At 48.2% G+C, this 13589-nt stretch carries 17 protein-coding genes; all 17 read right to left on the reverse strand.

Annotated elements, in window-relative coordinates; genetic code table 11:
* On the reverse strand, positions 1 to 278 hold a 278-nt coding region (locus GRP75_RS12020), incomplete at its 3' end, for a glycoside hydrolase family 25 protein (RefSeq protein ID WP_272917199.1).
* Between the two features lie 158 nt (positions 279 to 436).
* Entirely contained in the window at positions 437 to 883 is a 447-nt protein-coding gene (locus GRP75_RS12025; RefSeq protein ID WP_040101929.1) for a phage holin family protein, read from the reverse strand.
* Between the two features lie 87 nt (positions 884 to 970).
* Entirely contained in the window at positions 971 to 1237 is a 267-nt protein-coding gene (locus GRP75_RS12030) for a hypothetical protein (RefSeq protein WP_068938518.1), read from the reverse strand.
* Between the two features lie 59 nt (positions 1238 to 1296).
* Positions 1297 to 1908, reverse strand: coding sequence for a hypothetical protein (locus GRP75_RS12035; RefSeq protein WP_160789415.1), 612 nt, complete (start codon positions 1906 to 1908; stop codon positions 1297 to 1299).
* A 13-nt stretch (positions 1909 to 1921) separates the two neighbouring features.
* A complete protein-coding gene (locus GRP75_RS12040) occupies positions 1922 to 4468 on the reverse strand; it encodes a hypothetical protein (RefSeq protein ID WP_160789416.1) in 2547 nt (848 codons plus the stop codon).
* A gap of 1 nt (position 4469) precedes the next feature.
* The gene (locus tag GRP75_RS12045) at positions 4470 to 5144 is read right to left on the reverse strand and encodes a YmfQ family protein (RefSeq protein ID WP_034094989.1); all 675 of its coding nucleotides are present in this window, start codon (positions 5142 to 5144) and stop codon (positions 4470 to 4472) included.
* Entirely contained in the window at positions 5137 to 6288 is a 1152-nt protein-coding gene (locus GRP75_RS12050) for a baseplate J/gp47 family protein (RefSeq protein WP_160789417.1), read from the reverse strand. Before GRP75_RS12050 ends, GRP75_RS12045 begins: the two co-directional genes overlap by 8 nt.
* On the reverse strand, positions 6288 to 6758 hold the full coding sequence (locus GRP75_RS12055; RefSeq protein ID WP_160789418.1) for a DUF2634 domain-containing protein: 471 nt from the start codon (positions 6756 to 6758) through the stop codon (positions 6288 to 6290). Before GRP75_RS12055 ends, GRP75_RS12050 begins: the two co-directional genes overlap by 1 nt.
* Positions 6745 to 7152, reverse strand: coding sequence for a hypothetical protein (locus tag GRP75_RS12060; protein ID WP_023987380.1), 408 nt, complete (start codon positions 7150 to 7152; stop codon positions 6745 to 6747). The genes GRP75_RS12055 and GRP75_RS12060 overlap by 14 nt, the downstream gene beginning before the upstream one ends.
* Positions 7145 to 8122, reverse strand: coding sequence for an XkdQ/YqbQ family protein (locus GRP75_RS12065; protein WP_023987379.1), 978 nt, complete (start codon positions 8120 to 8122; stop codon positions 7145 to 7147). Before GRP75_RS12065 ends, GRP75_RS12060 begins: the two co-directional genes overlap by 8 nt.
* A complete protein-coding gene (locus GRP75_RS12070) occupies positions 8119 to 8763 on the reverse strand; it encodes a LysM peptidoglycan-binding domain-containing protein (protein WP_028543147.1) in 645 nt (214 codons plus the stop codon). Before GRP75_RS12070 ends, GRP75_RS12065 begins: the two co-directional genes overlap by 4 nt.
* A 36-nt stretch (positions 8764 to 8799) precedes the next feature.
* Positions 8800 to 10572, reverse strand: coding sequence for a hypothetical protein (locus tag GRP75_RS12075; RefSeq protein WP_160789419.1), 1773 nt, complete (start codon positions 10570 to 10572; stop codon positions 8800 to 8802).
* Positions 10573 to 10593: 21 nt separating this feature from the next.
* Positions 10594 to 10725 carry a hypothetical protein gene (locus GRP75_RS30290; RefSeq protein ID WP_019686368.1) on the reverse strand — a complete coding sequence of 44 codons (132 nt, stop codon included), beginning with the start codon at positions 10723 to 10725 and terminating at the stop codon, positions 10594 to 10596.
* Positions 10726 to 10748: 23 nt separating this feature from the next.
* Entirely contained in the window at positions 10749 to 11183 is a 435-nt protein-coding gene (locus GRP75_RS12080) for a phage tail assembly chaperone (protein WP_007429164.1), read from the reverse strand.
* Between the two features lie 76 nt (positions 11184 to 11259).
* Positions 11260 to 11667 carry a phage tail tube protein gene (locus GRP75_RS12085; RefSeq protein WP_013309122.1) on the reverse strand — a complete coding sequence of 136 codons (408 nt, stop codon included), beginning with the start codon at positions 11665 to 11667 and terminating at the stop codon, positions 11260 to 11262.
* Positions 11668 to 11789: 122 nt separating this feature from the next.
* Positions 11790 to 13256, reverse strand: a complete 1467-nt coding sequence (locus tag GRP75_RS12090; protein WP_160789420.1) for a phage tail sheath family protein — start codon at positions 13254 to 13256, stop codon at positions 11790 to 11792.
* Between the two features lie 2 nt (positions 13257 to 13258).
* Positions 13259 to 13477: a YqzN/YkzM domain-containing protein gene (locus GRP75_RS12095; protein WP_160789421.1), complete on the reverse strand. Its 219-nt coding sequence runs from the start codon at positions 13475 to 13477 to the stop codon at positions 13259 to 13261.
* Between the last annotated feature and the right edge of the window lie 112 nt (positions 13478 to 13589).

Here is a 13589-nt window from a genome sequence, read left to right on the forward strand (position 1 = left end):
CCCCCCACCTGATCCAGCACCTCGGCGAAATGCCTGGCTTCCGCTTTTGCTGCGTTTACACTAGTTGCATCTACAAAATGGTAAGCTCCCAGGAGAATCCCGGCTGCCTTGATCCCTTTTGCATTCGTGATAAATGTCGGATCAACGTAACGCTGTCCTTGACTCGCTTTAATAAAGGCAAACGATTTACCATCGGCTCGTACACGTTTCCAATCAATCGTTCCCTGATATCGGGATACGTCAATGCCTTCGGCAGCGTTAGGGCTGCGATTCTGCATAAGGCGTTCCCTCCTTATCATTCATAATGTTGTAGCTCACTCTGTCTCTGTTATCCATATGCTTGGACCATCCATACGGTCTGGGCTTTTCCACTTTTACACCGAAAAAAGGGCAAAAAGGTAGTCTGCCTATTTTGGTAGTGTCCACTGGTGGCACTTTATGAAGCTTTATTTTCTTTGTCGGAAGGGTCGGTTGGCTTTATTTTTTCTCCACTCGACTTAGACTCAAAAATAGCTACCGCATTCCGCAAAATATCCGGCATCGGCACTCCCATTCTGCCCACATTTTCAATAATGGACAACAACTCGTTCGCTAAATAAAAGAAAACGACGGCATCCCGGAAGTAATGTGCATCCCCGAGAATACCGTCGATTAGATGAGCTACCGTAATGAGCAAAAACACGGTAACCTTGCGAAAAATTCCGTAATACCCCTGGCGACTTTTTAGCTCCCCATTAATCCAGGCCGCTGCCCATCCGGTGAAAAAGTCGATCACGACCATCCACCACAGCAACGTCAACATTGTGGTCCACCCCCCGAAAAAATAACCGATCAAGGTCCCCGTGGAAAAACCCAGCCAAATCTGATCGATCTTTTCATGCATGTTTGTTCCCCCTTCTGAACCAAGGTGTAAAATGAATGCCCTTGGACTGATCCAAGGGCAAATAAACAATTATCTTTGTTTTGTTCTCTATACTGTTTTTTTTCGGAAAATAGAGTTATACCATTTAACCGTTTCTTCCTGTTCATTAAGAGCATCAGTTGATGATGAATCACCTACGTTGCCCGTTACCAGATCAGAACGCTTGGATAAAATAATCTTCATTACTTGTTCACGTTGCTTTTCATCTAAAGCATAGCTTCCCAGGATGGTTGCAATATCACCTTCTCCGCGATCATAGCGGGTGATGCAAGCATGAGCACAAATACGCAATTGAGCCTCTGTTAAAGCGGTCATAGTTATGACTTCACCTCTTTTATATAAAAATTTCTGCTATATATAATAGCCTGTACACGTTATTTTCCTGTGCTGCCAAGCATGAACTGGGTCAGCGTCACTTCGAGATCTGCAATACGCTGCTTCAATTGATCTGTCTCACTTGGCTGTTGCTCTGCTTTTTGTGTCAATTCCTTAATTGCTTCCTCACTCAATCCTTCACTCCAGAACGTCGTTGGGTCTCTTCGTTCTGGAGCCGTGAATGTCTGAGCAAAATATACAGGTTCATCCCCACGTTCGTTTTCCGGCTTGTTTCGCAATTCATCATGCAGCTTCTGAAATACTGCCTGAGCCTCCTTGCTGAGCTGCTCGTATGCGTTTTGTGCTTCTATCAGCTTTTGATTAAATTCCGCTTCATAGGTCAGCCAGGCTGGAATATCAAAACGAGGATGGTATAGACCGGGTGGTACTGGAATTCCTACTGTATAACCAGCAAGAGTGCTTTCTGAACTTGTTCCATCTATGGTACTAGAGCTACTGTCAGTAAGCCGATGGATGTCTAGCTGCTGGCTTGTATCAGATAGCGTGAGTGAAGATGGAGTATAAAAAGGGACGACACCCGAAAAGGCATCGTCCACTAACTCGTCTTCTAGATAGAGGCCATCTGTATTTACTTTAGGTACTAATTTCATGTGTAATACCTCCTTATTGTTCAGCTATAAACGAAACCCCGTCCAGCCACACAGCCGTGTATATAGTGTTCTGAATCATGACAGTTCCGTTCGTGTTTATGACTACGGTGGAATTGCTGGATTCGTTACCGCCGCCGTTTGATCTTACCCGTATCTCCGTTCTTATAGCGGGTCTATACTGCGCGGGAAGGGTAAACAATATAGTTCCAGGTGTTGTAACTCCGCCTGAAATTGAATCTCTGAAATAGACTACGTTATCGCTAAGTTTAATGAAACTGAACAATGACGAAGCCCATCCATTAATCAACGTGGGCTTGATCCATGAAGGGCTATCCTTATCAGCCTTCTTATTCTCCAGCACAGACACCCGCGCCGTGTTCTGCTGTACGCTATCTACCAAATCCGCAAGCAGCGTCTTTTCGTTGGCTGCGTAGTAACCAACAAATGCAGCGACAGGCGATTTGTCCAGCATTAGGTACGTGACACTGTATACTTCGGACGTAATGTAATTGTAATCCGAAGTATAAGCAATATCACCAGACGGATCAGTTGTGGAGACAATCCTAAAAGTGGCGTCTCGTTTCGACGATCTGAACACATGTAATATTTTCTTGACTCTATTCTTTAGTAGCGACTCGGGCAACCCACTGCTATTTATCTGGTAGTTGATACCTACAGATTCAAACTGAGGTTTCGCAATCTCACGCAGTACAATCCCCGTACCAACTTCAACCTGATTATCACCCTCAACGAAGGATAACTGCCCTTCGGAGACAATCGGTTCTACCGTAGGTGTAGCAAGTTGATATACGAGTCGGTACGGCGTATAGCCTGCATATGATGTTTGCGGAACGGATTGGGTGAAATTAGCTGCACCGACACGTTGCACCCAATACTTTGTACCTGTACCTGACCATGTCGCTGTTGTTGCCGCTTGTGCTTGTGCTGGCGTTATGGTATTAGCGTCATACGCTTTATACCCGTAAAAGTATGCTTTGATGTCGTCTTGTGTCGGGCCGTAGCTGTCAGCCCATCCACTATCTGCAACTGGAATACCAAAGTAAATATCCCCCGCTGCTGTAACGGCGTTCGTGTCGGCGGTGTTGCCTGTACTTCCTTGAGGTAAAATCTTACCATCAAATTTTACACCGATACCGCTACCCGCTACCGCGCCTGTTGCCGCCCCTACCAATCTTACCTGTCTGACTCCAGCAGTAGCGCCGCCCTCACCTAGCACCCATGCCCTATTACCATCAAGCGTCAGCCCTTGCCACTTCTTAGATTTGAAGTATTGACCATCACGCTCAAATACCGTATCAGCGTTAGCACCAGTAACCGGATCGGCGCACAGGTCTGTTTGCAGCGCCAACATGGAATCTTCACGCGGTTTGAATGGTTTGGCTGTGCTGCCGATGTTGAGCATTGGGTTTTCTAGTGTAAATGTTCCAGCTCCAGTGTTTGTGGTGTAAATCCTAACTCTCGTAGTTGTCGTCTTGGTCGTGAATGTTACTGTGACATTCCGATTTTCGTTATCATCCGTTTTGTATACGCTAGATTCAACGCCAGCAGAATCCAATTCAACCATAGTGAGCCTTCCATTCACCTTAGCGGAAAACATATAAGTCTTGCCTGTGACAACAGCAACATCAATACTCGACAAATCCGTTGATACGGTAGCTGTCGTTTCTAGTTTGTACGGGTTAATTACCTTAGCACGGGGGCTAAGTGTCCACTCGTAAAACGGTGGGATTAGATTTTCCCCATACCGAATCGCATATGGATTACGCACAGGCGTTACGCTGTCTACATATGGATATTTGGCAGCTACCTGTTCAGCAACCATGCTATCCAGCGCAGCATATTCTGAGGCGCTAACCTCATAGAGACGAATCGCGTCTGTATAAAAAGCTTGACCCGTTGCTGTGGAAACCGCTGAAACTTCCAAGTTTATCGCAGTATCGTTTGCCGGTGCACATTTTGTATAGATCGTTACAAATTGACTCTTATCTATGGACTGCTTGAGCGCCTTATTACCACCCGTAGAAAAGTTTACATAAATATTGTTTGAAGCATTGATGTTTTTAACATCAGCCAGGGCGATATAGTACCTTCCGCCAGTAAGCTTTAATCCGCTACTGTACACGTTATACACGCCGGTGGCATTCTTTGCAGTGACCTTGATAGATCCCGCACCTTGCGCCTTATTAGATGTATCAACTGCAAGATCAGCTTCCCAACCTAAAAGGCTACCGATTTGATCGCCAGAGCCTGCGCGCCCAAGCAGGTTAACCAGCATTCGTCCGGTTATTCCGGACAAAGAAAATGGAGCCGCCTTAACAGCGTTAAGAATCTGAACCCCAGGTTCCAAAGTTACCGTCTTACGCTCTGTCGTATCCAGACGCTTCTTGATCGCATTCACACCATCATTCACATCACCTGCAAAATCATCTACAGCGCGCCAGTTTTGGTCCAAATACTTCTCCAGATCAAAATACGTGGTTTTGGGCGATGTGCGGTCAATTTGATTTAAGCCAAGATTTGGTGTTTTTTCGCTTGCCATGTTATGCGCCACCTCCTAAATATCTATCCTGGGTTGTATGTTCATTTTCATAGAGGGTCATAGACTCGACCTCGGCAATGGTCAAGTAGCGTAATTTGTACTCTACTGCCATGTGAGCGGGCTTGATCTCCTCAATGGCTGCTTTAAGATCCTCCACGTTGGGCGGAATCCCGATGGTATCGATAAATTTGACGGTGAATCCCCATTCGGCGGGATGAAAAGTGACATCTACCGTGCCTCCGTCATACGCTTCAGCTACATTTTTGACAAGCCGGCCAGAAAAAGTTCCTGCCCCTCGCAGCTTCGATTCCACCACCGCACGCCGTTGGTCCAATGGCTTCGTCGGATCGGTTTCGATACCCAGCTCCATTTCCCAGCGTTCCAACCCCCATGTGGCGGTACGTACGAAAAACTGTCCCACCGTTGCATCCATTGCAAGATACAAGGCATCCAATTCGCTTCCTTTAGCATCCATATCGGAACGCATCACACGTGAGGTTTCATAATAGGCAGGCAAATAGGAAAGCAGCTCGCGTCCCCGCTCGCTGCTCATTTGGCCCACTGTATCTCCCGCTATGGTTACCCGATTAACAAAATTGTCAATACGGTTTGCACGTTTTTCCTGCTCTGGATTGTTCAATAAATCTTCAAAGCTGTTCGTTCCATTGTTACTCACTAACGCTCACCGTCCCCAGCACTGCCACCTGACCTGATCCAATCTCAATATTCTGATTGCTCTGTCCATTGATTTTCAGTTCAGAGAAATCAATAATAATCGGAATGTCCAGCAGCACAGCAGAAATCCGGGTATATCGTACCAACGGGTCTTCCTTGTAAAAAGCAAGCTGCTTCAAATACGTCCGCACACCGCTTTCAATCAGCTTTTTGATTTCATCCAGTGTGGACGGCTTCTCTTTGGTACGCTGTACCTTGACTGAGATGTTAATCTCCACTTCTGCCGCTGGCATGATCGTCACCACAGGGCCCGCTGGTGCCAGCCCTTCTCCTTGTCCATCCTGAGTCGGATCAATATACTTCTGCACCGCAGCCACGATATCCGGGCTGGCCGCGCGTTTATCCGTATCCAGCACATATAACCCTACTGTTCCCGGCCCTTTCCAGAGCGGAACAACTTCTACGCCACCAACTCCAGCAATCTCATTCGCCCACTGGGTATACTGCGCCTTGTTGCCACTGGTACCCTGGTTCCGCACCTTGGCATAAAAACGCTCCAGCAACAACTGGTCGCTCTCAACGTCTGTACCGCTTTTGGTTTCCTCCGTATTGATCACAGAGGCGACCCCGCTAACCGGGGTTGCCATCACTTGGATGACACCCGCAGGCACATTACCGCTGCGCCCGGGATTCACCGCCCGAATAGCCGCTTCCCCGGCACCTTGTTCATCCAGCGTGACCGATGCCGTGATCGCATACTCAATGGAGGCTTCCCCGGATACATCATCTGCCGGGGTCGCCACCAACGTTCCCGCCGGGACGGTCGTTCCCGCTGTGCCCGTGAACGTGACCATACCTGAGGCAGCAACTGCTTCTCGCCGTGTCACTCCATGCTCTGCTGTCCGCAAATCCAGCTCCGGCGAGTGAAAATCCGGGTTGTCGCTGGCTGCGGTGCTGGCAAAGCCACGTCGCAGTAGCTCCTGCGCCCAGATTGCCGCTTCGGATAGCATAAACGCTACCGGCGCCTGTGCATCCCAAATAAAAGAGCCCTCGGACTTATCCATGTCCGAAGGCACTTTTTCCAGCATCCGATTTAAAATTCCCTCTTCCGTCTGGTCTACCAAATATTCCGGCAAGTCTGCCATTAGATCACCACACTTTCCACAATTTCTGTTTCATCTCGCACGTTCGTAATCTGGCAGCTAAAATGGCACGCCTCACCTTCCCAGCGAAAAGTGAACTGATCCACACTAGCCGTACGTGCATCTGCTAGTAATGCCTCCGTGACCATGCGTTTAATTTCGCTTTCTTGCACACCGTGCCCATAGCTGCTGCCAATTAGCTCCTCCAGCTCACTCCCATAGTCAGGTGAATAGATCACATGCAGGTAGCGAGGAGTGCGAATCGCTTTTTCACACCACTGTACCCAGGCTTCTTTCTCGCCTGTAGTCACGATTTTACGGCTAGGGCTCATAACAAACTCACCAGCTTCAAAATCAAACCGCCAGCTTCGACCAAATACTGCACGGTTATCCTCCAGTACATCCGGGTTGGTCATATCCGTGTCTGTCCAGATCATATCATCCGTTTCGGGAAACAAATTAGCCACGTCCATTCACCACCTTGCATACGACTACCACATCATTGCCGCTATTCACCCGAACCGCCAGTACACGATCTCCGGGCTTGAGTCCTTCGTTCAAACTGAGATTCACATCCTCCAGCTCGTCTTCCCCGATATAAAAGGAAGTTTTCAGCTCTTTGCCTTCCCAATTTTCCGATTCCACTGCGGTTGAGGTGCCTTTATACATATGGCGTGGTACAGATAGCAGTCCCGGCAACTCCGCGACCAGATAATCCTGAAGCTCATGTTTAAAATCGTCCAGCTTGAGTCCCGTGGAGGTAATCGTGCCTAATACCGCGCCCACTCCACTCAGTGCTTGCTTGGTATGCTTATGAAATGAAGATTGCAGCGCGGTCGCCAAATGCCCGTAGGGGTCCTTATTCAAGGTAAAACCTCCTTTTTACATCGTCATACGTTCCGAGCTCCAGCGACATACTGCCGGGGTTACCTAATTCCCTGCTCACCGAAATGACCAATAACTTTATGGAGCCTAACATTACCGCGTCTCCTGCTCGAATCGTGTTCATATCCGGTGCATTTACCGATATCGTTTGTTGTATGCCTCTCAGCTTACTTTTGGCCAACTCACGTGCTGCTGCACCAGACTTGACTTCGTCATCCTGCACGATCACCTGAAGTGTCCCATATTTGGCAATGTCCTTTTCCTCAAGCGCCATCACCTTGGACGGTACCTCATTGCCTGATTCACTGGCAGCCGTAGCCAGTACCTTCACTCTCGTGGCCGCACCTTCCAGCGTACGGGATTGAGTTGTATCCGTGACTCTCTCCAGAGCATACACATCTTTGTTCGTTCCCAGCTCGTACAGCTCCAAGCCGGAAGAAATCATCCGTGGATGATACAGCTTCCCCCCCGCCTTTGCCGTTTCGCGCAGATCTCCCAGCATCATAGAATAGATGGACTGTGTGCGGTATACGGCGCGTCCCAGCGTTTTTTTCGTATCTGGCAATGAAGCGATTTTCAGCTTCCAGTCCCTAGCATACTTCTGAAAACGCTGAGTAGCCGTCTGCTTGGCAGGAAGTAAATATTCATCCTCTGACTTGTCCAAATACACCGTACGGTCATATAACGTCAGCGTCATACGTTTGAGCCCGTTGTTAGAGGTTTCCACTTCCCAGATCACCGCTGGAGACAGCAAGGGGACATAATCCTTTTTGCCATAAGGAATCCCACTAACCCGGATCGACATCCCTGGAGAAATGGGCGGCATATCCGACGTAACGACCAGATTGACCGTGCCCTGATAGGCGATTTGCTCCAGCGAATCCCTCAAATTAATGTTCTCCACGAGAGGAGATAAATCATATTTATCCTGTAAAATGACTTTGTAGCTCATGATAACACCAGCTTTTGACCCGGTTTAATTGCATTCGGATTTTGTCCAATGACCTTTTTATTAAGCTGATAAATACGACTCCATTGCGAACTATCCCCCAACTCCAGCTTGGCAATTTTGGACAAGGAATCACCCGACTTAACCGTATATGTTTTTTTCTTTTCTTTCATATCTGTGCGAGGTTTTTTGTTGACCGCAGCCGCCTTACTTCCCGTGACGCCAGCTTTTTTGGCAACTTTCATATCACTCCAGGTCCGCAGTGACAGATCAAAATTCACATCCCCATACTCGCCGCCGCGAAAGGTGGAATTATGGGATGCCACAATTACTGGCACATTCACGGCTGTCTCCGTAATGATAAAACGTAACGGGTTCTTGGATAACAAAAAGCCATTCAACGTGTTCATGGCCTCCTGTGGATCAGGGATATCTTCGTATGTGCAATACGCTGGATTGTATTCTTTCGGAAAAAAAGAAGAGAAGGAGATTTCCTTCACCTTCTCCCCTTGTGGGAAGTCAAACTCCCCATAGGATAAAATCGTCGTTGTATCAAATCCCTTTTGCCGTGAGATCGTCACTTCCTCAGGATTCACCGGAAACTGAAATTTTTTCCCTTTACCATCTGTCAAACTAAATTCCATCTCTTTCCTCCTTCCCCGTTGCTACCATCTACTCCATTACATAGCTCCAGCGCCTGCTGGCTTGGTATTCTGCGTTGCACGCAGAATTTCAGCTTTGAGACGGTAGCCAATTTGCGTAATAAGCCCATCCACATCCAGCTTGTTCTCATGTACAGTGACCTGTACAGCCCCCGCAGGAAGATTGAATTGGTTGGTGGTTTCCGTTTTAAAATCCTTCAAAAAGCCAGACAGTGTTCCCATTTGTTCAGGACTGATCTGTACTACTTGAGGTGTCGGATTACCATTACCTTTGCCTTTAGCTTTGGCTCCATTGTTCGCATGAGCCGCAGTATTCAGTAGTGGGTTTGGATTGACTCCCTGGTTAACTATAGCCATCGGTCCGTAAGGATTAGGAACACCTTTTACGCCTGGTTGCGGAGGTACGTTTGCAACTGCACTAGCACTATAATTTATAGCCATAGGCGTTAAGGGCTCAAATGACTTACCTAAATTCGAATGAGGTGGGATTGCTGGTTTAGAGGTTGCTGGTTTAGGAGCTTCAGGAGGCTTAGCTGGCTCTTTCTTAGGTTCATCTTTTTTACCAAAAGAAAAGAAATCAGAAAAGCCTTTACCAAAATCTCCAGCCTTATCAGAAAGCCAGCCTGTAACCTGGGAAGCTTTTTCTCCAAGGAATTTACCAGCGGACTTCGCTTTGTCCATCATGGCTGGACCATAATCTGAGACTAATCCACCAATTTTCCCACCGACAAAGTCTCCCGCCATACCCCCAAGTGTAGAACCAACCACAGTACCAATACCCGGAAGCAAAAATGAACCGATAGCTCCGCCTAATGCAGAACCAGCAGTCCCACCAACTGTGGAACCGATAGCTTCTGCACGTTCTTTACCGGAGGTAGCCTTCGCGATGTTCACAATATCCATTCCATAGCTTAAAGGTCCCAACAGTTTTTTTGCTCCACCTTTTAAAAAGTTCTTAAATAGGCCTGATCCAGCTTCCTCAGCTGCACCAGCAGTGCTTGGGTTTATAATGCTAGAAGCGGCGCTAGAAACTGCATCTATAGCAGTACTGCCACCACTTTTAATATTCCCAATTATTCCACCGCCGCCTTTAAAAAAATCCATTCCGCCTTCCAGCATATCTCCAGTACCGCCGAAACTTTCAAGAACTTCACCAGCAGCCTTACCTAGACTACCTTTATTATTCCATATTTTTTTTGCTCCATTTACTAATTTTTGCCTTTTTGTAGTCCCCCCGACTGGTCCAGCTTCAGTCCACACTTTTTTTAAATCTTTGGCTTTAGTTTTTAATTCAGAAAATCCCTTCATGCCTTCGCCAAACTTTTTGACACCCCCGAGGGTGTCTTTAAGATTTTCTAAAAAACCCTTGGGCTCTTCTTCTTTTGTTTCACCACCGAGTTTCAGAGAGCCTAACTTAGTACTTAAATCCGCAATAGCGGCCGTATTGGCCTCTACAGCAGTAGTATTTGCTTTCAAAACCGTACTCAGGTTGTTATCAGACTTAACCGGACCTACTTTAGCAGTGCCGCTATTCACCTTCACATTTACATTCCCCGAGGCGTTAATAATCTGGGATTTGACCCGGTTAATCTTATTCAACAGATTATCCAAGCCTTTAGAAGCCATATCGTTCAGCACAATTTCCGGGGCCATGCGGGTGCGGCCGATTTTCAACACACGTCCTTGAATCCGCTCAAAATAACGTTCCATTGCACGTAATTCTCTGTTCGCCTTAATGACGTTTTTAGGATCGATCACAAGGTTCATGCGGTAATTTAATGCTTCTGCCATCTATCATGTTCACCTCCTTGTTTATGCTTTTGAAGCTGCTATGCTATCCATTTCCTGTTCGGCAAACGCCAGCAGCAGCATGCGCTCACCACGGGGAAGCCGCCAAAAGTCTCCGGGGCGGAGGTGGTGCCGGACCCACAAGTGGTACAGCATCGTCGTCATTCCCCCGGAGCTGATTAGTTTTTTAGATCAGCAATCTCAACACCAAAACCGGACAGTTCCAGCACCTTATCCCCTACTGCATCCAGTTCACCCGCCAGCAGCATACGGCGGACAGACTGTTCGCCACCGGACAGCTTCAAGCGGCTTGTAATCCGGGGATCGCCCCAACCGTTAAGGGACAGGCCCTTCACTTCCAGCTTTCCAGTAGCTTCCGAAATCAACAAGGCGTTGAACGTTTCGGTATCTACCTTCTCATCCACTGCACCTTTCACAGTCCGTCGAATCGTGCAGCGTTCACGAATGCTGTCCACCTTACTGGAGGTCAGGCCGTGCAGCACAATTTTCATGTCGAGGCGCTTGATGCGGACCGTTTCCTCAGGTAGTTTTTCAGCAGCTTCAAACAGGCTGTCCAAAATTTGTTCTTCTGTCATATTCTCATTCAAGCTCATAAGTCATTCTCCCTTATTGTTCATTTGTATTTGGGGAACGGAACGCTTGACAGCATCCCATCCCCCGTCTTCCAATTTAGTTTGCTACAATCGGATCAAGCAGCTCATAACCTTCAAAGGTGAAGGTCGTTTCTTCCTGTACTTCTTCTCCTGCTGTCCAGTTGGCCAGTTGGATTTTGTCAGCAGTGCAACGAATGAGACGAATACTTTCATGTCCGAAGGCTTCTGGATCATCCAATTTAGTAATAATCTCAAAACGGTTAAAACCGCGACGAATCATATCGGATGTGACCTTGTAGCCACTCATTGTTCCCGTTCCCTTTTTGATACCGCGCTTGTGCACCTTCCACTCATTGCCCACGAGATTCAGCTCGCGTTTTTCCATTTCCACGCTGGCTTCCAGCTTGTTGATATTCGTCTGCCACACCCCGTCCACATGCGCCTGACCATACGTACCTAAAATGACTCTTGAAGCATCCAACATTTCTTTTTCCTCCTCAAAATGATTCATAATATAGTTCGGGATTTCACAAAATCCTCGTTGTTAACAAGCTACACCATTTCTGCTGATTGCCTGCGAATTGCTTATACACGTAAAATGCTTATTTATTGCACGTAAAATGTGCCGAACAGTTGTTCCATCACGTCGGTGAGCTTCACGTTCCATTGCAGGAACACTTGATCCGGCTCCGGTTTGATAACTGGCGCATCTCCGTAGTAAGCTGGGTCGAGAATGACATCGTAGCCGTCTGCTTCGATGACGTTGCTCAGCGACAGCTGTGCCAGGTATTCTTTGATCGCACCGATAAGCGCCAGACGACCTTCCACCGTGTTGTTGATTTTGCCAATGTAAGTCTCTTCGGCTGCACGCTGCAAGTCAGCATTAATAGCATCCATGACACGGATGGAACGAATTTTCTTCCATGCATTGTTTTGTCCAGCAGCCGGGTTCACCAAGCTGTTGATGCCACGCAGCGCTTTGACCTGACGACCATCGAAGAACAATAGGAAGACACCATTACGGACTGCCTGCTCCTGCTCGGAACGTGTCCAGCGACGGGTCACATCCTCAAAAGGTGTAACCGCATACGTCGCCGATTGATTCAGACGTTGGCCTGCGATCAGCCCGGCTACATAAGCAGCCGTTTGGGCGGAACTGTAGTCCGTACCTGCCAGACGTACACCTGTACCGACGTTCACGATGCCTTCGTGGTTCAGCGCCAGGGAACGTGCAGAGGCCAAGCTGACGGCTGTTTTGGACACATCATCTGCCGCAGAACCGCCGAATACAGCGATAACGCCTTTACCTTCGTTGCGAACACGCTTGATCCAGGCAGCAAAGCTTTGCAGCAATGCCAGATCAGCTGCATAATCCAGGGCCAAGACATTAAATTCCTGTCCTTCAAGTGCCTCCTGCATCGCGATGTAATCGGCATTAACCAGCTTGCTATTGCCGCTGTTGCCGCCAGTGAGGTGTACGCCGCTGACATCCACCGGAATGCCGCCGTCGCCAACAACCTCGGCCTTCACCCATACGTTTTCGCTGTTCTCGTTCATGGCCTTGGCAATAGAGGCTGCTGTACCGTCACTGCCTTTGTACGTGCCGAGTAGCTTGGTTCCTTCATAGAGGCGCACCTCACGAGCTTGGTCATCACCCAAAGTTGGCTGTACAGTTACAGCGAAACCATTACCGCGGCTACCTGTGTACAAAGCCTTCAGGCGCAGCACATCCGCCGGGGTCGCACCGCCGCTTTTCAGCGTCACAGATGCTTCAGCAGCTGTATCATCTGCCAAACGGTAGGCTAGAAGCTTTTTCGGACCCCCCAGCAAAGCCAGATACAGCGTCGAATACGCGGTCGCACCGTCCAGACTGTCACCGGAAAAGATTTGGCTGATTGCCGTTTCACTGCCGATCTCTACAAACTCACGTACAGGGCCCCAATTCGCCTTAACGGGTACAACGACCGTACCACGTGACCCACCTTGAATTGCTGAAGCTGCTGCTGCCTGAAAATTCATATACAAACCCGGTAATACCGGTTTATTCGTGTTTTCCCATGTTCCGCCTGCCATAATTAGTCCACCTTCGCTTTCATAAATTGTTCGATTTTAGTGTGTGCTTCTGCTACCGTAAACAGCTTGTCCTGTGTGCCAAAAAATGCGCCTGCCAGCACTTCTTCTTTCACGGAAAACAATTGTTCTGCGTGCTCCTTTAGCTCCTCCAGCGTATAGCGGGGGCCACTTGCTTCCTGCTCGGCATATACCGGGGCCTTCTCATGGTTTTCCAAGGTCACTCGGACCACCTCATTTCAAAATAGGATGAATTTCCACTCTGCGAATCAACGCTGCTTCCTCAGCTGGGCGCATACGCCGCTGTACCAGCATCAGCCGAAGCTGACCGTCTAA

Origin of the sequence: Paenibacillus sp. OT2-17, from assembly GCF_009827695.1 — a bacterium.
In the GTDB taxonomy this organism is placed as follows: Bacteria; Bacillota; Bacilli; order Paenibacillales; family Paenibacillaceae; genus Paenibacillus; species Paenibacillus polymyxa_B.